Raw genomic sequence first — 22416 nt, forward strand, 5'->3', positions numbered from 1 at the left:
ACGGAAGGACCTGTGGGATCGGCGATTGGCAGGCGGGCGGCCTTGGGCAGCGGGCCGAATCGGTCCGCGACCCACTCCCAGACATTGCCAGTCATGTTGAACATGCCGTAGCCATTGGGACGAAACTCATCGACCGGGGCAGTGTTGATCCAGCCATCCACAGCGCTGTTATGACCGGGAAAGCTGCCCTGAAAGGTGCTCATTGCGAATACGCCGCCGGGGCAAAATTCATCGCCCCAGGGAAACTTGCGCTTCGCCAGCCCCCCACGCGCCGCCCGTTCCCATTGTGCCTCGGTCGGCAGCGCGAGACCCGCCCAAGTTCAATAAGCCAGCGCGTCATACCATGTGATATGGACCACCGGATGATCTGCACGCGCGCTGGTGTCCGATCCCGGTCCCTCAGGCATGTCCGCCATCGCGCTCGCCGCAGCCGTCATCTTCTGGCTATGACCATCAATGAGTCTGGACCCTAAGCAATCGCGCGGATGGGCACAGCACTGTCGAGTTCGCGGCGTAGCGGTTATTATCGATCTGTGTGCGTGGATTTGTCGGCGGCATGATCCACATCCCAGCAGTATCACCTCGCGGTATCCAGGCTGTCGAGAATGGTCTTGGTTTCCGGCAGGCGCTTCAGCGAATTGTCGATGTGCTCGCGCCAGTGCGGACCAATCGTCAACGCAGCGGCATAGGCCCGGGCCACATCATCGGGCCGATCCTCGGCCATCGGTTCGATCAGGAAGGCCGCCTGCTCTCGATCCTTGGCGGACTTGAGGCTGCCTGCCCCGTCGCGCCGGCGATCGGCGATGATCGGCTTGTGGATCGCGTAGCGCTCCGGGCGCGGCACCTGAACGAGAACGCCAGATCGATAGAAGGCTGCCGCATGGATCGGATCATGATCGCGTTCTTGCGATACTTGCGATTGTGCGCGAGCCACTATCGGAACAGTAAATTGATGTCGTTGCGCCCGCAGATAGCCGCCCAAGACCTGTTCTGTGCATGTCTGCGCGGATGCGTGATCGTGGCGGCGTGGTCCCTCGCCATAAAGCTTATTATTCTGCCGGCCGCGCTTTTCCTGTGGAGTGCGCTGGTATCTATCTCTTTCCTCTTCTGAGCCGACCGGCACCGGATACCGCGCACTGGCGCCAAGCTACATCAGGATGTCCGCCTCGCGGAGGTCAGACTCGTTCAGAAACTTGATCGCAAAATCGGCGCTGCCATCGCCAGTAACATCTCCACGGAGAATAACGTCGTCCTGATGTCGAACAACCCAGACCGAGTGCGCGGCAGGGCCGCTGTCACTGAAGTCGAATGCCTGGTTTCCGCGACGCGACACGTTGGCGTCCATGACGTGAAGATCAAGCGTATCGATGCCCCGCTGGAAATCGATGATCGTCTCTATCGTCCTGCCATCCGGGGCGTCGCGAGGAGAGTGGAAGATGAACGTGTCCGCACCAGGGCCGCCGCGCAGCAAATCGACGCCCTCTCCGCCAAGAAGCAGGTCTCGACCCCATCCCCCCGTCAAACTGTCTGCGCCGGTGCCGCCTGCCAAGCGGTCGTGACCTGCGCCGCCGACCAGAAGATCATTGTGGCTGCCGCCGCGCAGGATATCGTTTCCGAAGTCGCCATAGAGTTTGTCGTGCCCTGTCGATCCGACGATGGTGTCGTTTCCGGGGCCGCCAAACAGACGATCGTTTCCGGCATCTCCGAATATCTTGTCATGTTCAGAACCACCGAAAACAAGATCCCAGCCGATGCCACCGTGGATCGTGTCGTTGTCCAGGCCACCCGAAATCGTGTCGTTGCCTGGACCGCCATAGATCAGGTCGTGCGATTTATTCCCGTTGATGATGTCATTTCCGGATTGACCGTAGATCACGTCGTTGCCGAAGAAGCCGTCTATCGTGTCGTCCCCCGCGCCACCGTTGATCGAGTCGTCACCGCGGTTTGCCCAGATATAGTCGGCCCCCTGGCCGCCGCGGATCAGGTTGTCCACATTTTGCGCACCCAGGATGAAATCTGCGCCGCCTGTGCCTTCCACGAGTTGCGAGGAGGCCGAGATGCGGTTTAGATCACCGGGGACATCTTCAAAGTATTTTTCTGGAACAGCGTTTACCGGGTCGTGGTATCTTACCGTCGCGGACTGAGGGACATGTTTCGCCCATTGCCGCGGCCAGTCGATAAAATGATCTTCCTGCAACTCGTCGGCGTTCTTGCCGTCTGCCGCCACCGTAGCCGAGCGGTGACGCGCCCCGTCAAGCGAGTACAGAATGCGTTCGTCGATCAGAAGCCATTGCTGCCCGTTCAGGGCCACCACGCGGACATTCTCGGGAGGATCATACAAATCGACCAGCTGACCATCGACCCATATCGTGTCGCGGCTGGGGTCAAAATCGTCGATGCGTCCGATCACGCGCTGGTTCGAGCGACCGACCCCGACGAACTCGAACCGATCATTGCCTTGACCTCCGAAGACATGGTGACCGAAGCGATAGGACGCGTCGTCAGAACTGAACCGGCCCACGTGGAGTTTGAATATGTCATTCCCGAACCCTCCCATGAGATGGGTCTGATACCGGTGAGGCGATGGCCCTCCAAAACCGTAGCCATGGATGATGTCGTCACCGTCGCCGCCGCTCACCATGCCGCCAAGCCGGCCGGCGTGTATCAGATCGTCGCCTCTTAGACCGTGAAGCATGTCGACCCCCCAACGCCCATCCAGCCGATCGGCGTCGCTGGTTCCCATCAAGTGATCGTCTCCGCGTGTTCCATAGACATTCGCCATCGGTGCAGTCCTCGTTGGTTGCCAAGGGCGCGCCTTATCCTGAAGAGTGCGCACACCTCTTCCGTGCCGCAAAAGCGAATGCATTTTGCGGATCGATATCGACTAAATTTACGAAGAGGAAATTGAGCTGAGGTTAATTGTGCTAAAGATACCCTCGGGGCCGGGACGGCATTGGCGGACCAAGATGGCTATCCAGCGCATATGTTAGCCAAGCCGGCGAAGCCAGAATGAGAACGAAACCCAGAAAGGCCGCTGAAGTCGAAACAGATCCAAGCAAGACTAGAATAAGCGAGCCAATTCCAGCGCCAGCGACAATGCAGGATTGCAACAGGATCGTATGGAAACGGAACGAGATCGATTGCGCCCACCACCATCGAGACACCACACTGAAAATAATTTGCAATGATGCCGTCAGGATCAATGCCGTGGTCCCCGTCGCCCAAAACGACAGGAAGATCGTGACCATACCAAAATCGGCAAGCCAGGCAATGAGTGCACCCAGCGCACCCGCGACGACGGAGGAGACTAAGCAGGCGGCCTGCATTTCAGCAAAAATCCGTAAACGGTTGGTTGGGTTCAGACTCGAGGCGACAACCACTAGCGAGCTAGGTGGAGCATCCATCGACAAACGGAGATTGAACAGATTGGTTCCCTAAAACAACTGAGGGTAGAGGTGCACTACCGTCCTGTTGCTCAAAAGGCACGCCTTGAATGAAAAGTAGGCCGGTCTACTGAATTCCTTTCGATTCCATGATGGTAGCTACCTTCTTGGCGCAACGTCCGCCTGTCCAAGGTTAAAGCAAGCGTGGACATCACTTGCGGTATCCTGCGGAAGCGCGAAATGGTTGAATGACCTGCACGCTGAAGATGAATAGCGTCTCGGGACGGACTGCTCCGAAACCCGCGCGCTACATCGTTGAAGGAAGGTTCGGAGTGCGCCCGGGCTCGGCCTGATTGAGGCGCATCGGCAGAATTTGCCCGCCGCCGCTCGGTGCCGCTCTTCTGTTGCTGACGTTCCTCGTCAAGACTTGATGCCTCAGATCTTCGAGTTCCGATATGTGCTGAGAAATCTTGAACTCGATATCTGAAGAGCTTTCCTGATCCAGGTCGAACTGATCGGCATGTGCCCGACACAACATGACGGTGACGTGGGCAGCGGTCAGATATTCGTTCAGTGTATCGAAGTTCATTGTCCGGCGCATTGGGTTTCCTTATGCGAATGTGACGGGTGCGCGAATCACATCGAAAACGTGCCATGGCTTAGTTACCCAAATCCTAATGTGCTGTGCGTTGCTGCATCGAACGGAGAGATCATGCGGCCTACACATCAACGTCGAACGGTGCTGCCATTGCCCCGGGGCGCGGAGGCAAAAAATCGAAATTAACTCCATTTTAAAGGTTTCTTGTCATTTAATTAACAGTACTGCTGTAGCGTTACCCTTGATCGCGATCCAATAAACTTATCAACTTGCTGAAGCTGAAATCGGATAATTAAGCGTTCTCCTCCGCGCTGTTGCGGAGGAGGCGCTTGCATCCTGTCATGGTGTTACCGATAGCGGGCAAGGTAGGCACGTCAGTCTTGCCCCTGGCGCAGAATGCAAACTTCGCAGCAGAGACCCCGGTGCATGCTGATGGTTCTGCCGACTGAAGGAGTGGTTGCATAAACTGCAAATACCGGGTAAATTTGTCTGCGCTTTTGCGCCACGATGCCGCACTGCCAAGCGGCTGGATGGGAATCTGGGCGGCCTACAAGCAGACGACGCCCAGGTTCTATCCGGACCGATAAGCCGGCGTTGTTGCGCAAATCAGATTTTTGGGTGAGTTTGCGCTTTCCGACGTGAGTTCAGGCGACGGCTTTGATCTCGGCCCTGCCGAGGGCCGTGAAGGTGTTCATGATTGCCATGCGGATGTGAATTTCGGCGGTTTGGCGGTCGGGGTCTCGTGGCATGATCCGCTCCCCAAAGCGCTTCAGGCAGCTCATCCTGGGCTCTAACCTGCTGCGGACATGGTATCGCGCCCACTTCTTCCAGAGCGCCCGGCCCAAGTGCCGTGTTGCACGCAGAACCTCGTTTCGCGCAATGGCCCCCGGACAGTCTGCCTTCCAGGCGCGTCCGTTGCGACGAATGGATATGATAGCATCGGCACCTCGTTCGATGATCGGCTCATGACACCGTCGCGTGTCATAGGCACCGTCGGCGGTGACGGTATCGATCGGTTTGTCGGGCGGAATCTGAGACAACAACTCTGGCAGCAACGGGCTGTCGCCCTGACGGCTGCAAGTGAACTCCAGAGCGCTGACGTCTCCCGTGCCTGCGTCCATGGCGAAATGTAGTTTCCGCCATTGCCTGCGGCGCGAGGTTCCATGCCTGCGGGCCAGCCACTCACCATCGCTGCGGAACTTGATACCAATGCTGTCGATCAACAGGTTCAGCGGCTGCCCGGAGGCGCGATACGGGATCTGCACCGCGAGCCGCGCCTGGCGACGGCAAAATGTCGAAAAATCCGGAACCGGCGTATCGACTCCGGCCATCTGGATCAGGCTCTCGACAAGTCCCACCGTCTGGCGGATTGGAAGCCCGAAAAGCACGTTGAGCGTCAGGCAGGTTCGGATCGCCGCATCCGAGAAGGTCTCGGGTCGTCCCCGCTTGCCTGACTTCTCCGCATGCCACACCATGTCCGGATCAAACCAGACCGAGAGCGAGCCCCGTTGCCTGAGCGACGCGTTTTAGGTTGACCAGTCCGTCGTGCGGTAGCGGGTGGGTGTGGGCTTCGGCATGCGCCCGATCTAACCGTCAGGATTCGCTAAGTGAATCCCTCCCTCCGATTCGCGCAACGACGCCATCAGAACCTAATAGATAAATTCTTAAATAAAAGCATCCCTAAATTCCAGCAGTTCAGGGCGACCGTTATCCTCACTTTAATTTTTCCGATCAAATGTCTCAATTAGTTGAGACTCCTGGCGATCTGCAATTCGTGTCACGGCTGGATTTATGAACTTTGCGAGCTTCTCATTTCGCTCTCGCTGTTCGTTCCTGGTTGGATGCCATTCGTCGTCAAAATATGGCGGGAAAAACAATGTATATGGTGACGGCAGGTCATTTCGGCGGAAATATTGTGCTCACACGCGACAGCGTCGAGTCAGGTTCGCCATTCCGCGAAGTTCTTAAAGAGGTTTCCTTTAGCAATTTTCGCTATCCTGGTGGAAGCGTCACCGAGGATCAAACTTGGGAAAATGGTGGGCTTCAGCGCATGTTCGGCGAGCCCATGGATCGCGAGGACGAGAATTATTTAATGACGATCCGGGAAGCGTTCGAGTTTGCTCGCGAGACCGACACCAGCCTCACGATTGTCGTGCCGAGCCAGCAGTTTTTCGATCGGGACAGCGGAACATTCCGTCATGACGCATTCGACCGCTATATCGGCGAACTTGAGCGGGCTCTGTCCGAATATCCGGATGTAAAGATCCGCGATTTCGAGATCGGAAACGAGTTCTGGGGCTCGAAGATGTTCGGCCCCATGACCCCGAAGCAATACGGTATGGTCGCCAACGCGGAAATCAAGTCGCTCCATGAGATGGCCGAGCGGATCACGGATCAGCATGAGGGTTGGGAGACGCCAGGCATCGGCATCCAGGCTGGTGCTGCGTGGCGAGGGGACGGCCCGGACGAATCCCGGGACATCGCGTCCATGATCAGTCCCGGAAACCGTGCACTCGTCGACACCATCTTCCAGCATTCCTATCCCAATCTCGATCGGAACCATACCGAATGGCAGCAGGACTGGGCCATCGATCCGATGAAGGAGTTCCGCGAGATCAAGGGGTTTCGAGAGGATCTGAAATTATCCGTGTCAGAGTACAACGTGACTGGGCACACCGCCACGGGGGTAGACCAAGCCGCGGCATGGATCGAAGAGTTCTCCGGCCATATCGACAAGGGCGTCGATGAGTATCAGCACTGGGGCATTTCCTACGAATGGCTTTCGAACAAGTTTTATGACACGAGGTTCCCCCCCGGCGAAGCCGATGGTGGAGATATCGTTGTCAAGGCGACCCCGCTGGGGCAGGTTTACGATCTTGCCGAGTCTAACCTGATCGGCAAATCCACGATGAGCGACGAAGACGCGTCCGCCAAGCTCGATATACCCGAGAGCTTCGAGGTGACGGGCTTCCGCGACGCGGGTCAGAGGGTGATTTTCCTTCACAATCAGGGCGACGAGGACGGAAAGATTGGTCTCGCTGAGATACCGGAAGGCTGGCACGTCGCCGTCCACCACCTGAAGGACGCGGATTCGCCCTATTCCAAGTGGTATGACGAGTCTATCCCGGAGCCACCCGAAAATGGTGAGATCGCCGATGCCCGGGGCGACATGAACGTGACGAGTGGCGAGGCTGCGCCGGACGACGTCACACTCGCTCCCGGCGAGATGGCTGTTCTCGTGATGTCCAAGCCCGGCCGGGACCTCACGATCGAGGGCGCTCATAACGTCACCGACGAGAGTGCCGGCATGGTGGAGGACGAGATCGTCGGAGGCGAGGGCATGGACATCCTGCGCGGCCATGTTGGTGACGATACGCTCGATGGCGGCGGCGGTCGAAACGTGCTCAGCGGTGGCAAAGGGGACGACCTCCTCAAAGCTGGCGACGAGGGCGACGTAATATTCGCAGATGGCGGCGATGACACCGTGAAGGGCGGCGATGGTGACGATGTCATACTCGCCACCGGCCGCAATGACGATGATCGTGCTGAAATCGAGACCGGGAGAGGCAGTGACCTAGTCTATGCCATGTCGGACCAAGAGGTGGTGATCAGCGACTTCTCGGATGACGACATGCTCGGCCTAGGCGGAACCTTTGAATCCGGCGACGAACTGAGAGATGCGTGCAGGGTCGTGGACGGCGACCTGCTGATCGACCTGCCCAATGGTGGGCTCGTGCGCCTCTCTGGAGGCGCTGGTCGTCTCGAAACCTTGCAGGACAATGTGCTCGATTTCGCCGGCAAACACGATGCCGAACCTGGTGTGGAGTACGCATCAGCTGCTTCCGGCGGCTACCCGGACGCGGATTTCTTCGATGGGTTGACCTATGAGCAGGTCATTGAGATCTATGATGGCGTCGGCGCAGCCACCGCCGACGACGGCGGCGATTTCGATCTGTCATGGGAGGAAATCGAGGCGACCCTCAACAGGCTTGAGCTGTCACCCGCACAGTACGCAGGCTACGATCCCGATGCAGAGGACCCTTGGCGTCCCCGGAGCAATCCGGGCAAGCCGGATCCGTCCAACCCAAATCCTGAGCCGGAACATCCTGATCCCCATCCGGGAACCCCGGAGGACCCGAGTGATCCGGACATCCCGACCCGGCTTCCGGATCCGGAAGATGATCGGCAACCCGACGACGAGGATGAGCAAAACCCGGAGGACGCATCTGGAGGGGCCTGTTTCGTGGCAACCGCAGCTTATGGCAACCGGATGCATCCGGATGTCGTGGCGCTGCGGCATTTCCGGGACCGGCATCTGATCCGGTTCCACGCTGGCCAGGCATTTGTCCGGGCCTACTGGATTGTAGGTCCGCGGCTTGCGAAAGTGACGCGCCCAGAGCAGTTTCACGGCAGAATTGCTCGCTATGTCCTGTCACACCTCGTGGTCGTACTCAGTCGCTGCGGCCTGACCTGAAGCTTGTTCCCCGTCAGCGCCACTGGAACAGGGTTTGACGATGGGTTGGGTAGCCACTCCTGAGGGCATTTGTGCCAGATTGAAACCTGCAGGATCAGTAGGAATGCGGGTCACCTTCTGCTTAAGGCTGTGATCTGAACTCACGCTCTGCGGGATGACAGAGGGCGAGTTTCTCACGCGTTTGGGTGTTGAGGTCGGCGTTGTTGCATTATCACAGCCTGAGGCGTGACCGCCCCCTACCCCGCTGACGTCAGGCCACACGGACGATCTCGGCGGTGCCGAGGGCGTCGAAGCGGCTCATGAGGGCGATGCGGATGTGGATTCCGGCGGCCTACCGGTCCGGGTCTCTAGCCATGATGAGCTCGCCTAAGGATTTCAGGCAGCGCATGGCCTTGTTGCACAAATCGTTCGAGGGATTCCGTTCATGAATCCAGAATGATAGCTGGGAGGCACGAGCAGTTGGGCCCCAATGAAGGATAGGACCACGAACTGACCGGCTTACAATGAGGCGCTGAGGCGGCGCGGGTCGCTGACGGTGTGGTTTGATCCTGACATGGTGTGGAGACCACCTCCGACCGGAAAGCGTGAGCGGCAGCCGAGCTTCAGCGATGCGGCGATTCAGACGTGCCTGACGATGAAGGTGCTGTTCGGCATGCCATTGCGACAGACGACTGGATTCGTCGAAAGTCTCCTTCGGCTGGCGGGGCTGGACTGGCCGGTGCCGGACTTCAGCACCCTGTGCCGCCGCCAGCGGAAGCTGAACGTGGCTATCCCCTCCCGTGGAGGGAAAGGCCCGCTGAACCTGCTGATCGACAGCACCGGTATCAAGGCCGAGGGTGAAGGCGAATGGAACGCCCGCAAGCACGGTGGCTCCAAGCGGCGCATCTGGCGCAAGAAATACATCGGAACTGACGAGGAAACGCTGGAGATCCGGGCCGTCAAGGTCACCGGAAGCAACGTAGGTGATGCACCTATCTACCTGACCTGCTCGACCAGATCCCGCCAGGGGAGCAGATCGGTTCGGTGACTGCTGCCGGTGCCTATGACACCCGCAAATGCCACGAGGCGATAGCGGCCCGCGGTGCCGCCGCTGTCATCCCGCCACGCAAGAACGCAAAGCCCTGGAAACCGGCGAGCCGTGGTGCCGTCGCTCGCAACGAAGCGCTGCGAACCGCGAAGTACTTGGGCCGCGATATCTCGCGACGGTGGAGCGGATATCACCGCCGGAGCCGGGTCGAAGCCAAGATGAACTGCATCAAGCTGCTCGGTCGATTCCTGATAGCCCGAGACTTCGACCGCCAAGTCGCGGAACTGCAGGTCCGCATCGCCGTCCTGAACGGCTACACCACGCTAGGCATACCTGTCACCCGGCCCGTAGGATAACTCTGTCCGGGGAAAGCGGAGCTTCGGCCAGACCCCGATTTGTGCAACAGGGCCCCGCAGAAGAGGAAACCGGATATATTGCAGCTGTGATATAGAAACCGGGTATGCCATGCCGCCGCTCCGCCCTTCTGATGGCGCCAGGCGGGCGTGGCTCGCCGCCCTGTGCGGACCGCGGTGACGAAATGCGCGGGCGCTCCCGCGGATGAGGCACGCATCGAACTTCGATCAGCCGGTTTCCGACGTCGGGAGATCGGAGGAGCGGGGAAGTCAGCCACGTGGCGTCGAATTGATTGCCCCAACCTTGCCGGCAGCCCGATGCGTGGTATTTCGTCCGGCTGCTCAGGAGGGGGACACCAGAAACATATCCGGTTAGTTTCTCGCGAGAGAGGATCCAGAATCCGGCTCGGGCTGTCGCTCGACCAACAAGACTGCGTCGGGAAATGCTCCGGATGCTCCTGCGCATTGACCTCGGCTCGCCGAGGTTCTGACGATGCACCCTCGGATCGGAATTGGGGATGAGATGCCAGCATCACCGCAGGTTCGGACAGCCTCCTACAGCACATCTCGGAAACGTTGCCCGAGATGCCCTCCGGGACGAACTGCACGGCGCTCAGGCCAATCAGTCTGCGAAAGACGCCGAGCGTTTCGCGCAAGTGCCGCACTCCGAAGTCGCGGACATTCAGGAAAAGTTCCGGACGGCACCGAGATCGAATCCTCGCACAAGCTTCTTCGCGGTTAGTTTCTGCATGCTTGAATGCGTGTTATCGAAATTCGGCATTGATCGACTTGGCGAGTTTCAGTTGACCTGCTCACCGATTCCCACCATGACTGCCCACGATGGTTCCTGGGACGGCCACGCCAAACCGGGTGAAAAGGGAACGTGGTGCGGTGTAGCCATCAGGCGCCAAATCCACGACTGCCCCCGCAACTGTAAGCGGTGAGCCGACCTCATGATGCCACTGGCGCAGCAGCGCCGGGAAGGCGGGGAAGGCCACGATCCGCAAGTCAGGAGACCTGCCATCGCGATCGAAACCAACCCGGGCGGGGTGCCCCGGAGAAAGACCGCATGTGCCGCGAGCCGGCAGTGATCGAGCCTGACCGCTAGATGCGGCAGAGTCGAAGGCCGGACCTTCGCCCTGCCGATGCGCCTTCTTCTGCCCCGTTCTTCGCATGATGAAGGACGACCATGAATCGTTTCACCTTGACCGCGCTTTTCGCGATGGCAGCGCCCGCCGCCATGGCCGCGCCAACTGAGTATCCCCTGACCATCGACAACTGCGGGCACGCGCTGACCTTTTCGGCGCGCCCCGACAATGTCGTCTCGATCGGGCAGGCGACGACCGAGATCCTCTATGCCTTGGGTCAGGCCGACCGCATGGCGGGGACCGCGTTGTGGTTCAATGCCGTGCTGCCCGAGTTTGAGGACGAGAACGAGCGCGTCGAACGGATCAGCGACAACATGCCCAGCTTCGAGGCGGTGGTCGCAAAGCGCCCCGGTTTCGTGCCGACGATGTTCGAATGGATGATCGGCGAACAGGGCGCCGTCGGCACGCGCGAGCAGTTCGCCGATCTGGGTATCCCGGCCTATGTCATGCCCGCCGATTGCGAGGGCAAGGACAACCTCGTTGGCGCGGACGGCACCCGCCTTGCGCCCTTCGACATCCAGACCGTGTGGGACAGCATAAACCAGATGGCACGGGTGATGGACGCGCAGGATGCCGGCGACGCGCTGATCGCCGACCTCAAGGCGCGAGAGACCGCCGTGGTCGAGCGTGCGGCGGCGATGAACCTGCCGGACTCCTCCGCTGCGGTCTGGTTCTCGTCCGCCGATCTGGAGCTTGATCCCTACATGGCCGGCGCGATGGGGATTCCCGCTTGGATGCTGGAGCGGCTTGGCCTGCGCAACGTCGTCACCTCGGACGAGGAATGGCCGACCGTGGGCTGGGAAACGATAGCGCGCGCCGACCCGTCCGTCATCGTGATCGCGCGCATGGACCGCCGCCGCTTTCCGGCTGACGACTTCGAGGAAAAGCTGCGCTTTCTCAAGTCCGATCCCGTGACCGGCCAGATGACCGCCGTCAAGGAGAACCGCATCGTGATCCTGGACGCCGAGGCGATGCATGCCAGCATCCGCCTGATCGACGGGCTCGAGGTTCTGGCCGAGGGCATGGACAGGCTGTCGAAGTGACCGGCCATCTCGACGTGGCCGCAATCCGGCGGCCACGGGCGCCGGGTTGGGTCTGGGCGGCGGCGCTGATCGTGGCAGCCCCCCTTGTCGGGGCAGCGTTGGGCGAGACGCCGATCCCTCTTGCCACCGTCTGGCAGGCGTTGGCCAACCAACTCTGGGGCGCCGGCTATCCGGTGGACCCGATCGACAAGGGGATCATCTGGGCCTACCGGCTGCCGCGCGCATTGGTGGCCGGGGCCTGCGGTGCAGGGCTGGCGATCTCGGGGCTGATCCTGCAGACGCTGCTACGCAATGCGCTGGCCGATCCCTACCTTCTGGGTATTTCGGCCGGTGCCTCGACGGGGGCGGTGCTGGTCGCGGTGGCCGGGCTGGGCGCGACGTTCCTGCCGATGTCTGTGGGGGCGCTGTTAGGGGCGTTGGCGGCCTTTGCGCTGGTCGTGGGACTGGCGCGGCTCTCCGGCGGTGGGCCGACGGCGCGGGGGGCGGCGCAGATCGTGCTGGCCGGCATCGCCGGCTCGCAGCTTTTCAATGCCATGACCAGCTTCATTATCGCGCGCTCGGCCAGCGCCGAGCAAGCGCGGGGCATCATGTTCTGGCTGTTGGGTAATCTCTCGGGCGTGCGATGGGACGATGTGTGGCTGGCGGTCGGCGCCGTGCTGATCGCCGTCGGTTCGGCGCTGTGGCATGTCCGGGCGCTCGACGCCTTCACCTTCGGGACCGAGTCCGCGGCTTCGCTTGGCGTGCCGGTGCGGCGGGTGCAGGGTGTCTTGATCCTCGCGACGGCGGCGGCGACAGCGGTGCTGGTCTCGATCACCGGGGCCATCGGCTTCGTGGGGCTGGTGGTGCCGCATGCAGCGCGGTTCCTGGTCGGCAGCGGGCATGCACGCCTGGTTCCGGTCTCGGCTCTGATCGGGATGGTTTTCCTGATTGCGGCGGACGTCATCGCGCGGATGCTGGTTCCGGGCCAGACCCTGCCGATCGGCGTGGTGACGGCCCTTGTCGGCGCGCCTGCCTTCGCCATCATCCTGATCCGCGCGAGGTCTGCCCCATGATATTGGATGCCCACGACCTCGGCCGCCGCGTGCGCGGCCGCGACCTGCTGGACGGCGTCAGCCTGACCATTGCACGCGGCGAGGTTCTGGGCCTTGTCGGCCCGAACGGCTCGGGAAAATCGACGCTTCTGCGGCTTCTGGCGGGGCTGGTGCGGCCCGACCGGGGCCTTGTGCGATTGGATGGGGAGCCGATGGCAGCCATGCCGCAGCGCCAGATTGCCCGGCAGATCGCGCTCGTCGCGCAAAGCGCCGAGACATCAGACCGCATCACCGTCCGCAACGCGGTCGCCCTTGGTCGCACGCCTTGGCTGGACGCGCTGCGCCCGTGGTCGGACGAGGATGACACCCATGTCGCCTACGCCCTGCGGCGCGTCGATCTGGCCCATCTGGCCAATCGCGACTGGTCGACCCTGTCGGGTGGCGAGCGTCAGCGGGCCCATATCGCGCGCGCGCTGGCGCAGGATCCGCAAATCCTGCTGCTGGACGAGCCGACCAACCACCTCGACATTCGGCACCAGTTGGCGATCCTCGATCTGGTCCGCAGCCTCGGAGTCTCGGTCGTGATCGCTCTGCACGATCTGAATCAGGCGATGCGCTGCGACAGGCTGGCCGTCCTGCAGAATGGCCGACTGCGGGCGCTTGGGCCACCCGCCGAGATCCTCGACCCGGCGCTTCTGGCACGCGTTTTCGGTGTTCGCGCCAACGCCCTGATCGACCCGCATGACGGCAGCCGCGTCATGCGTTTTCACCCATGTTGATAACACGGAGACTGACCATGCAGCCGACCTTCTTGACCGCAACTGTCCTGACCCTGCTTCCTGGCCTTGCACTGTCCGACACCTACGAGGTCAGGATGCTGAACCGGGGCGAAAGCGGAAGCATGGTCTACGAACCGGACTTTCTCGCGCTGCAACCGGGCGACATTGTCAGGTTCATCGCGACGCATCCCAGCCATAACGCCTCCAGCATCCCAGAAATCTGGCCCGAAGATGCGCCGCAGGTGAAGGGGCAGATCAACGAAGAGATCGAGGTAACGTTCGAGACACCGGGCTTCTATGGCATCAAATGCAGCCCACACTACACGATGGGCATGGTGATGCTGGTGCAGGTGGGAGACGGCGATCCGGGCAAGCTCGTCGTTCCGACCTCGCTGCCGGACATGGTGCAGGATCGCATGGCATACATTGTCGAGAGTGATCACGAATACTGATGCTCTGAGTATTGGCTGAGCGAATGGCCTTCGGTCTTAGGCGGCCTGAAGATGTCCACTGCGCTGCTCAACCGCGCACCAATGTTCCCCGGTCAAGCCGAGCTGGCGCAAGGCCTCGGCAAAACCGGCGCGCAAGGATGTGCTTCAACCCTGATACGATTCGGCCAGCCGCGCCTCAGACTGTCACGACCAGGGCGTAACAAGGTACTTCTCACCCGTCTTCATCGAACTGTAATCGGTAACGGCTTCCTTGGTCAGCATCTCGTCAAGATTGACGCGCTTCTTGTAATGACTGGCGAAGGTGGTGGTGAGGTTGTCCAGCACGCGCTTGCGCATCCGAGCGACAGTCCCGGACCCGGCGGCCTGGAGAAACGGGAACAGCAACCAGCCCGAGAGGGTCCAGCCAAATCCGTAACTCGGCGACAGCATGGTCATGCCAGTATCCAGCCGTCCATAGATGAACATTCGCTTCGGCTGGTTCGAGCCATAGCGCGAGTATTCCGCCATCCGGCTTACGGCAACTTGTTCCATGGCCTGGAACGCATGGTCGACCGATCTGCCGCCGCCGATTGGATCGAATCCGTAGAAGGCGCCCGTGTCCTCGATCGCGGACCGAAGCTGACCCATGAAATCGTCGCTCGAAGAGTTGACGACATGCGTGGATCCAAGCTTTGCAAGCAGATCGGCTTGGCTTTCCTTTCGAACGATATTGATCAGGCCGATGCCGTCCTCGTTGCAGATCCGCGTCAACATCTGGCCTAGGTTCGAGGCCCCGACCGTGTGCAGGATCGCATCCTGTCCGTCCATCTTGGCGTTCTCGACGAAAGCTAGCGCAGTCATCGGATTCACGAAGGCGCTGGCGCCAGCCTCGGCCGAATGATCGCCCAACGGCAGACACGACGCCGCGTCGGCGATACAATACTGGCTGTAGGCATTGCCCGGGACACAAGCGATACGCTGTCCTATCAACGCCTTGGCCGAGCCACTGTCACCGGCCGCGACAACCGTACCGGCGCCTTCGTTTCCGGCCGGCAGCTTCAAGCCGTGGCGCGCTTTCGATCCGGTATTGTATGGCTCGGGTACAGTGGCGACGAACTTGCCCGGCGCATAGCTGGCATTTTCCAGATCGGCCGCGCCGGCGAGGATAGCGAGATCAGACGGGTTGATCGGCGACGCTTCCATCTTCACGAGAACCTGATTACCGGTCGGATCTGGAAAGCTGACCTCCTCGATCGCTACGATCAGCGTTCCATCTGCGTCGAGCGTGGTGAATAGTTGCTTGCCGGTGGTCGACATTGCGGTCTCTCCAGGTTTCGGTGACGCTAGATCAGGTAATGGGTGGGTGCCGCAAGCGAAACCTCGGCTCAAATCTCCCTTGCGGCGTCATGTGAAACCTACACTGCCTTAGACTCCTGGACAGTGCCAGCTAGGCTTATTTCGAAAGTCAGATGCACAACACCGTTTTTTCCCCGTGCGTTTCCCGAGCAGCTATCCAATGTGCTGACATGGCTTGGTTTCCTCGCGATGGAATACACGATTTCGCTTTGCTCTCAAATCGGCTCTGCGTGGCGTAGCGGCAGCATGTCACCTGACAAGCCGGGGCGCATCGCCAGTATCGCCGTGCGGCAGATCCCGGCCCCGGTCCTCTCATGGCGCAGAGGACCGCCGTGCGATGTTCGGCGCGCCCGTGGGACTTCGTATCGCTGTAGAACAGCCTGTTTCCTGATCACGTCAGCTCACGCTCTGATTGCCCAGAATTGTTCGCGCTCTAACCAAGTCGTCGCGCAATTGCTCGCGCGCATCGGCGCTGGCTTTGGACGGAAGGCGCAAGATATAGCTTGGGTGCCAGGTTATCAACACAGGACCGCCATCACGGGCAGTCTCTATCGTACCACGGCGGATTTCCATCGGACTGTCGTCGCCAGTCAAGGCGAAGGCAGCACTTGCCCCCAAGGCAACCGTCAGTCTTGGCACCAGGAAACGGCGCTCGTAGTCCAACCACCACCTGCAGTGCACGATCTCCTGACGGTTGGGGGCTTGGTGGATACGGCGCTTGCCGCGCTGGCGATACTTGAAATGTTTGACCGCATTCGTAAGCCAGGCCGCTCCGATCTCCGCCTCATCCATCTCGCTGTGCAGAAGTTGCCCTGCGGGACCGACGAAAGGCTGGCCGCATAGATCCTCGGCATCGCCCGGCTGTTCGCCGACGATCATCAGGCCCGACGCAGAATCGCCAGAGCCCCAGACCGTCTGCGATGCCGCCTCACACAGGTCGCATCGACGACATGCCGCTGCCTGTGCCTTTGCTTCCGCGAGGTTTGTGGGTGACATTTCCGTTTCGGACGCCTGGTTCCGCTTCAGGATCCGCGATGCCCGCGCCGGCGGCTCACTCGGCAATGCCGCGCGCATGGACTTGACCCGGCTTTCCGCGTTCTTCAACATTTCAGGGATAAGCTGTGTTTCCGGAAGGTTCTTCCAGTACTTCAGCGGCATTTCCGAGCGCATGGCCTGAAGATGGATGCGTGCCGGATTGAAGATATTGGCGAAGTATGTACCCCAAAGCGCCTCAGATGCGTCCGTCGGCAGATCAGGCGGCGGCGCGGGGGCGAGGTAGGACAGATTACCGTCTTCAAACCGAGCGACGCCGACGGGTGTCGCAATCGTCCAGTCCATGTCTGCGAACCGTTTGGCGAAGAAGGGCGTCCCCGCCTCAAGGACGTGATGTTCCGGCTCGAACCACGCGCCGAATCGTCGGCGATGACCGTTGCGTGGCAATTCCCGAAATCGCACGAAGGCGTGCATCTTGTGGATGTCGCGACGAACTGCCTTGGACAAACGTTCGATCCGATGCGAAAGTGCATCGGCTGGATTGGACAAGGCGCGACGGTCGGTCTGATGGCGATGCAATGCGGTGTAAAGCAAAGCTGGCGCAGCACTATCGTTGTGGCAGAGAACGGTTTTTGACAGCGTCAGAAACCCGGACGGTGCGGTGACTTGCGTTGGTCCCTCGGTCTCAGGAGGGTGTTTGCTGGCAAAGAGCTCGTGGCCAGCATTCCGATCCCATGCGACCTGATGCGGTGGAATCTCGTGGCTGGCCAGGCGTCGCGCAGCGTCGCGCCAGACCGGAAGAAAACCGAGCAGGGGAAGCGCAACTCGGTACATCAGAAAAGGCTGAGCTGTTCCGGCGGCGCCGCGAAACGGGCGCGCAAATTGTCACTGTCGGTCAGAACTCCAGGCGACCAGTCGAGCATGGTGACGAAAGGCTTCGCCGTGTTCATCAGCGCGCCGATACGCAAGAGATCGCCATAGCGTAACGTGCCCGACCGGCGAGCAGCGAGAATGCGATTGACTGTGCGCGTGCCAAACCCCGGGACCCGCAACAAAAGCTCGCGCCCCGCCCGATTGACGTCAACCGGAAACTGCTCGCGATTGGCCAGTGCCCATGCGAGTTTGGGGTCAACCGCCAGATCCAGATTGCCTGCTGCGGCGCCGGCAAGCTCGTCTACTTCGAACCCGTAAAAGCGTATCAGCCAGTCAGCCTGATAAAGCCGGTGCTCGCGCATCAGAGGCGGCCTGATCAGCGGCAGGGCCGCCGAGGCATCCGGGATCGGCGAGAAGGCCGAGTAATAGACCCGCTTGAGATCGTAAGACGCGTATAGTCGCGCCGAGGTGGTGAGAATATCGCGGTCGCTTGCCTTGACTGGCGCGACGCGCCCATGCAGATGGCTGTGAGCGCGGGGTTGAACCCCGCCCTCCGCGATCCCTCATGCCACTTCGTCCTGTCCTGGGCCGATGGCGAGAACCCTCGCGATGCGGAGATCATTGCCGCCGCGCGCATCGCTGTGCGCGCGTTGGGTGCCAGTTTGGATCAGTATGTCACGGCAGTGCATCGCAATCGCCCGAACATCCACGCGCATGTGGTGCTGAACCGCGTACACCCGCTGAGCGGAAAGGCCCTGTCGCTGAGCCATGACTACGCCCGCCTGGAGCTTGCGTGTCGAAAGATCGAGCATCGCTTCGGCTGGCCACCGGATCGCGGCCGGTTCGACCACGATGTCATGGAGGGCGAGGTCATTCTGGTGCCGAAGCCCCCTGCGCATTGGCATGGAAAGCGCGCCGACCGCGCGGCGGGACTGCGACCCGATCCGCGCGGTGTGCTCGGGTCATCGCTGCGGAATGGACGAATGCCTTTGCGGGACAGAATGACCGCCGAACGTCGACATGCGGCGCGGACGGCGATGCGCTCGGCCACGGACTGGATCGCGCTGCATGCGAGATTGCTGAGATTGGGGCTGCGCTATCTCGCGCGTGGCTCGGGAGCGAGGATCACCGAGGTCACCACGGGCGACTGGATGCCAGCCTGTCAGTTGGGCTCCGAGTTCGCAATGCCGCGTCTGGTCGCGCGTCTGGGATGTTTTGTGTCGGCACCGGGACAGCCGGATCGGGTTCGCGCTCCACGTTCCGCCGAGCGGCGACGCTACGATGCAGCCCGGGAGACGCGCCGTGCTAACATCGCCGCGCTGCAACTGAAGTATCGCGATGAACGCCAGAGGCTGGGCCAGCGCCTGAAAGGAATGCCGCGCACCCTTGCGTCGGCGTTTCTTCAAGTCCTCCGAGAAGATCAGAACGACGACCTGATGCGGCTGCGCAAGATTGCTCCCCTCCCCCGTCTGCGTGCCGACGGCGTGGACAGCGCCGTTGAGCCCAAAGATCCGGCACGGGAATGGGCGCTGCGCTATCGGCACGGGCTGCGCCGGACCGGGGCGCTTCGGGATGGGTTCATGCTTGCGCAGACGCCTCCGGATCACACGTGCCTCCGTCAGATCTGGCACAAAGGCTTTGGCTCGAGCGTCGACGAAGATCACGCGGCCGATCTGCGCGCGCTCGGCAACGGCTTCGCGATGATCGCGCGGCGCGGATCACGCGGCGACCTCCTCGGCTACGATCTGGTGCGGGAGCTCCCCGGGCGTGGCCTCTGCAATCTTGTGCCCGAGCATCGGCCTGGGCTGGGTTCCCTGGGCGATCCGCGCGCCAGGATTTGTATCGTGGTCGCCGACGCTGCCGCCGGCATGCGGATCTCGGCGGCCTGCGCCGACGCTCTGGTGATCATCGCCTCGGAAACACCGAACCTGCGACAGACGGCGCAGATCGCGGCGCTGATCGGGCCACGCCGCGCGGTCGTGGTCGTGGAGTGCCCGAAGACGCAGGCCGGGTTCCTCGAGCAGGTGACGACCGTCCTTCCGGCGATCGGCGTCCTCGAATTGTCAGACAGCCCCGGCGGCGTTGATGCCGAACCGAACCCGCATGCCGACCTGCCCACCCCTTCACCGCTCTCCTGACCCCTGTTGGCCTGTCCGGCACGCGAATTTCTTTTTCGCGACAGGGGCCAGGATCAGCCGCGGTAATTCCGAGACCCGACGCTGCCAAACTCGAGGGTCAGAAGGTCAGGCGAGACGATTTCCACAGGAATCGACGGAAACCCCACCGAATACCTGCGTTCTCCACATGAACCACAAGTTGAACTGCGATGAATTTCGTCTCGCCAGGCTAAACTGAGAGAAGACCGGAAAGAATTCCGGAGCACCCGACAGAAAACCGAAATCCTGCGCCAGTCCGTCTGACGCAACCGAAGAAGATATGCCGATGATCATTCCGTTTCCCAGCAAATACCGCAAGACCGCGGGCCGAGCGACGAGGGACATCAACTGTTGCCAATGGGTCGAGAGCCTACTGCCTCCGGACACAGACCAGGTCCGCGGTGCCGGATCGGGACAGGATACCGCTCCCTCGGCGCAGCCGGTGCCCGAGGCCGTCGCGCGGTTCTTCTCCGAGCTCAAGTGCAGCTTGCCGCGCGAATACTCGTTTCGCGAGGAAAGCCGGATCATCGTCGAAAAGGGTGAGCCGCCCTCTGCTGTTTGCGGTCCGATCCGGGTCGCCAGCACGCTGCGCCGAACCGACGGTTCCGGTTGGTCTATCGAGGTCGAATATCTTGATGCGGACGACAGGCTGAAGCGCGCAGCGATCTCGAAGATCGAACTCAATTCCGGGCGTGGCCCGGCGTTCATGCATCTGCTTGATACCGGCCTGGCCATTCATTCCGGGATACCCGCGGTTGCGGCACTGCTGCGGGCGTGGCCCAGTGCCGAGCACAGCTGGCGCACCGACGCTGCCGGCTGGTTCCAGGATCCCGATGGCGTCATCAGCTTCGTCGAGGCCGACGGTCGCGTGCATCAACCGCCTGGCGCCCCGGTGGTCCATGCGGCCGCTACTGATCCGCGCCCGATGGCTGCCGGCAGTCTGCAAGGTTGGCAGGATGAGGTCGCGGCGCTGTCGGCGGGTAATCCGGCGCTGGTCTTCGCCATCTCCGCCGCCCTCGCCGGCCCCCTCTTGCGCTGGTCGGGCTTCGAGACGGCCGGCTTCAATGTCTTCGGCCCCTCTGCCGTCGGCAAATCCCTCATGCTGCATCTCGCCCGCAGTTGCATCGGCGTGCCGGAGAGCGTGACGCCGTGGGCCGCCGCGCAGACCGGACTGCACCGGTTCAGCGCCGAAGCCCAGGACGGATTGCTGGTGCTCGATGCTTTCCCGCGCGATCCCGATGCCCGGCATCTGAAGGCGCTTCTGGCCCTCGGCGACGATGCCGGCGCCGGACGCATCGTCTCCCATCGCGATCCGGATGGAGGCCGGCGCTGGCGGCGGGTGCTTCTGTCATCCTCCGAACTGCCGCTCTCCGCCTGCCTGCGTAAAAAGAAGAGGGACGTGCCGGCAGCCCTGGCCGCACGCATTATCGATATTCCGGCGGATCATGCGGCTCACGGCATTATCTCCGAGGCTCATGGCGAGGATGCCGTCAGCTTCGTCCGCCGACTCGAGGCCGCGATGCGGCGCCAAAATGGTCATCTGCTCTCGTCGTGGCTGGAAAGGGTGGTTGCTGATCTCGCCGGCATTCGCAGGGATCTCACGGATCGCCTCCCTGTCCTGGCCCGCGAGGTTCAGGACCATTGTCGGGCAGAGGCCCCGGCATCGCCGGGCCAGCGGTCGGCCGTCGCGGAACGTTTCGCGCTCGTGGGCTGTGCCGGCGAGATGGCAATCGGCTTCGGGCTGCTACCCTGGGCGGAAGGCAGCGCGCGCCAGGCCGCCCTCGCGATGGCGCGGATCGCCCTTCCTCCACCGGAGCCCACCGATCTGGTGGGCATTCCGGGTTCACTCGACCTGGTCCGCGCCTATGTCGCACGACATGCCGCGCGGATCATGGATCTCGACCCGGAACACCCTCTCGAGATCACCCCCGACGCCATCGGCTGGCGCGACGATGATCACCTCTACCTGCGCAAACAGCCCGTCGAGGAGGAATTCGACGACACCGACAGCATCTGGGGCGAGCTGCGGGACAGCGACATCCTCGCGCCCGGCGGAGAACAGAGATCCCTGCAATACAAGATGCCCGATCGGAAGGTCCTTGGACGGCCCCGCTGCTATCGCCTGCATCGCGACCGGATCGAGGACGACGAACCGGGCTGATCCCCGCTGCGGGCCAACGGTCCGGCGCAGAAACGGCGATGGCCGCTCGTTCATGGCGGAGCGGGCGGGTTCCGTCGACGAAGGCCGGGCATGCCCGTCCAACGGTCCAACGGTCCAACATCGCCTGCCGGCTTTCCTTATGGCAGCGGCTTCGTAGTCTTCCTGCTGCATGAGCAGTTGTGCGCGCACACCATGCACCCCGTAGAGAAGCGGGTCGAGCGGGCTGAGATGCAAGGATGATCGAGAAGATCGTGGTGGCGCCGGACCCGCACGGCCGCGGTCTGACGATCGATCTTCACGGCGCGCTGGCGAGCCTGTTGCGCCTGGCAACCGGGATGCCGGTGACAGGGCTGGCCGCGGAAACGCAAAAAGCCCCGCGGAAAGCGGGGCGGAAAAAGACAACCAATGCGCAATCTGCGGAAGCAGATCTGCAAGATGCTGATTTCAGTGAGGAATTAGTGTTGGTTGCGGGGGTAGGATTTGAACCTACGACCTTCAGGTTATGAGCCTGACGAGCTACCGGGCTGCTCTACCCCGCGCCAATTGCATCGCGGTGATCTGCGGTGCTTTTGTCATCGTTTCAGAGAGTTTCCGTTTCTTTCCAGGTCTG

At 61.6% G+C, this 22416-nt stretch carries 12 protein-coding genes, 1 tRNA gene, 7 pseudogenes and 1 riboswitch; of the genes and pseudogenes, 8 read left to right on the forward strand and 12 right to left on the reverse strand.

Going from position 1 to position 22416, the window contains the following annotated elements:
- From MU516_RS18635 to MU516_RS18660, 7 genes and pseudogenes are all read right to left on the reverse strand, one after another.
- Positions 1 to 581, reverse strand: a pseudogene (locus MU516_RS18635) (SUMF1/EgtB/PvdO family nonheme iron enzyme); the annotation flags it as partial.
- Positions 578 to 982: a GSU2403 family nucleotidyltransferase fold protein gene (locus MU516_RS18640; protein ID WP_260278723.1), complete on the reverse strand. Its 405-nt coding sequence runs from the start codon at positions 980 to 982 to the stop codon at positions 578 to 580. The gene MU516_RS18640 and the pseudogene MU516_RS18635, both read right to left, overlap by 4 nt.
- Before the next feature lie 165 nt (positions 983 to 1147).
- A complete protein-coding gene (locus MU516_RS18645; RefSeq protein ID WP_260278724.1) occupies positions 1148 to 2641 on the reverse strand; it encodes a calcium-binding protein in 1494 nt (497 codons plus the stop codon).
- A gap of 33 nt (positions 2642 to 2674) precedes the next feature.
- Positions 2675 to 2866, reverse strand: a pseudogene (locus MU516_RS19530) (hypothetical protein); the annotation flags it as partial.
- 58 nt (positions 2867 to 2924) lie between these two features.
- Positions 2925 to 3326, reverse strand: a complete 402-nt coding sequence (locus tag MU516_RS18650) for a hypothetical protein (protein WP_260278725.1) — start codon at positions 3324 to 3326, stop codon at positions 2925 to 2927.
- Positions 3327 to 3690: 364 nt separating this feature from the next.
- On the reverse strand, positions 3691 to 3972 hold the full coding sequence (locus MU516_RS18655; RefSeq protein WP_260278726.1) for a hypothetical protein: 282 nt from the start codon (positions 3970 to 3972) through the stop codon (positions 3691 to 3693).
- 653 nt (positions 3973 to 4625) lie between these two features.
- Positions 4626 to 5558: pseudogene (locus tag MU516_RS18660) on the reverse strand (IS5 family transposase).
- A 299-nt stretch (positions 5559 to 5857) separates the two neighbouring features.
- On the opposite strand from MU516_RS18660, the gene MU516_RS18665 reads away from it, so the two are divergent.
- Positions 5858 to 8455, forward strand: coding sequence for a calcium-binding protein (locus MU516_RS18665; RefSeq protein ID WP_260278728.1), 2598 nt, complete (start codon positions 5858 to 5860; stop codon positions 8453 to 8455).
- A gap of 250 nt (positions 8456 to 8705) precedes the next feature.
- On the opposite strand, the pseudogene MU516_RS18670 reads toward MU516_RS18665, so the two are convergent.
- Positions 8706 to 8843 (reverse strand): annotated as a pseudogene (locus MU516_RS18670) (IS5/IS1182 family transposase); the annotation flags it as partial.
- Between the two features lie 123 nt (positions 8844 to 8966).
- Between MU516_RS18670 and MU516_RS18675 the strand changes: the two are divergent.
- The 5 genes and pseudogenes from MU516_RS18675 to MU516_RS18695 all read left to right on the forward strand — a co-directional run bounded on the left by MU516_RS18675 (position 8967) and on the right by MU516_RS18695 (position 14288).
- A pseudogene (locus MU516_RS18675) lies at positions 8967 to 9838 on the forward strand (IS5 family transposase).
- A gap of 821 nt (positions 9839 to 10659) precedes the next feature.
- A riboswitch (cobalamin riboswitch) is annotated at positions 10660 to 10874 on the forward strand.
- A 150-nt stretch (positions 10875 to 11024) separates the two neighbouring features.
- Positions 11025 to 12026, forward strand: a complete 1002-nt coding sequence (locus MU516_RS18680; protein ID WP_260278729.1) for an ABC transporter substrate-binding protein — start codon at positions 11025 to 11027, stop codon at positions 12024 to 12026.
- A complete protein-coding gene (locus MU516_RS18685; protein WP_425606888.1) occupies positions 12023 to 13078 on the forward strand; it encodes a FecCD family ABC transporter permease in 1056 nt (351 codons plus the stop codon). Before MU516_RS18680 ends, MU516_RS18685 begins: the two co-directional genes overlap by 4 nt.
- 26 nt (positions 13079 to 13104) lie before the next feature.
- A pseudogene (locus MU516_RS18690) lies at positions 13105 to 13836 on the forward strand (ABC transporter ATP-binding protein); the annotation flags it as partial.
- A gap of 17 nt (positions 13837 to 13853) precedes the next feature.
- Positions 13854 to 14288: a pseudoazurin gene (locus tag MU516_RS18695; protein ID WP_260278731.1), complete on the forward strand. Its 435-nt coding sequence runs from the start codon at positions 13854 to 13856 to the stop codon at positions 14286 to 14288.
- 183 nt (positions 14289 to 14471) lie between these two features.
- Here MU516_RS18695 and MU516_RS18700 read toward each other — a convergent pair whose 3' ends face one another.
- From MU516_RS18700 to MU516_RS18710, 3 genes and pseudogenes are all read right to left on the reverse strand, one after another.
- Positions 14472 to 15656, reverse strand: a complete 1185-nt coding sequence (locus MU516_RS18700; protein WP_260278732.1) for a zinc-binding dehydrogenase — start codon at positions 15654 to 15656, stop codon at positions 14472 to 14474.
- A 363-nt stretch (positions 15657 to 16019) separates the two neighbouring features.
- Entirely contained in the window at positions 16020 to 17450 is a 1431-nt protein-coding gene (locus MU516_RS18705) for a UdgX family uracil-DNA binding protein (protein ID WP_260278733.1), read from the reverse strand.
- Positions 17450 to 17983: pseudogene (locus MU516_RS18710) on the reverse strand (radical SAM protein); the annotation flags it as partial. The pseudogene MU516_RS18710 and the gene MU516_RS18705, both read right to left, overlap by 1 nt.
- Before the next feature lie 21 nt (positions 17984 to 18004).
- On the opposite strand from MU516_RS18710, the gene MU516_RS18715 reads away from it, so the two are divergent.
- A complete protein-coding gene (locus tag MU516_RS18715) occupies positions 18005 to 19627 on the forward strand; it encodes a relaxase/mobilization nuclease domain-containing protein (RefSeq protein WP_260278734.1) in 1623 nt (540 codons plus the stop codon).
- 304 nt (positions 19628 to 19931) lie between these two features.
- Positions 19932 to 21806, forward strand: a complete 1875-nt coding sequence (locus tag MU516_RS18720; RefSeq protein WP_260278735.1) for a DUF927 domain-containing protein — start codon at positions 19932 to 19934, stop codon at positions 21804 to 21806.
- A gap of 462 nt (positions 21807 to 22268) precedes the next feature.
- Here the strand turns inward: MU516_RS18720 and MU516_RS18725 are convergent.
- Positions 22269 to 22345, reverse strand: a tRNA-Met gene (locus MU516_RS18725).
- Between the last annotated feature and the right edge of the window lie 71 nt (positions 22346 to 22416).

Source organism: Paracoccus maritimus, assembly GCF_025195095.1.
Lineage (GTDB): Bacteria > Pseudomonadota > Alphaproteobacteria > Rhodobacterales > Rhodobacteraceae > Paracoccus > Paracoccus maritimus.

Excerpts from the sequence above, each read along its gene's own strand:
- MU516_RS18645 (WP_260278724.1), bottom strand. The coding sequence starts at position 2,641 with ATGGTGAGCGGCGGCGACGGTGACGACATCATCCATGGCTACGGTTTT.
- MU516_RS18650 (WP_260278725.1), bottom strand. The coding sequence starts at position 3,326 with ATGCAGGCCGCCTGCTTAGTCTCCTCCGTCGTCGCGGGTGCGCTGGGT.
- MU516_RS18655 (WP_260278726.1), bottom strand. The coding sequence starts at position 3,972 with ATGAACTTCGATACACTGAACGAATATCTGACCGCTGCCCACGTCACC.
- MU516_RS18665 (WP_260278728.1), top strand. The coding sequence starts at position 5,858 with ATGTATATGGTGACGGCAGGTCATTTCGGCGGAAATATTGTGCTCACA.
- MU516_RS18680 (WP_260278729.1), top strand. The coding sequence starts at position 11,025 with ATGAATCGTTTCACCTTGACCGCGCTTTTCGCGATGGCAGCGCCCGCC.
- MU516_RS18695 (WP_260278731.1), top strand. The coding sequence starts at position 13,854 with ATGCAGCCGACCTTCTTGACCGCAACTGTCCTGACCCTGCTTCCTGGC.
- MU516_RS18705 (WP_260278733.1), bottom strand. The coding sequence starts at position 17,450 with ATGTACCGAGTTGCGCTTCCCCTGCTCGGTTTTCTTCCGGTCTGGCGC.
- MU516_RS18715 (WP_260278734.1), top strand. The coding sequence starts at position 18,005 with ATGCAGATGGCTGTGAGCGCGGGGTTGAACCCCGCCCTCCGCGATCCC.
- MU516_RS18720 (WP_260278735.1), top strand. The coding sequence starts at position 19,932 with ATGATCATTCCGTTTCCCAGCAAATACCGCAAGACCGCGGGCCGAGCG.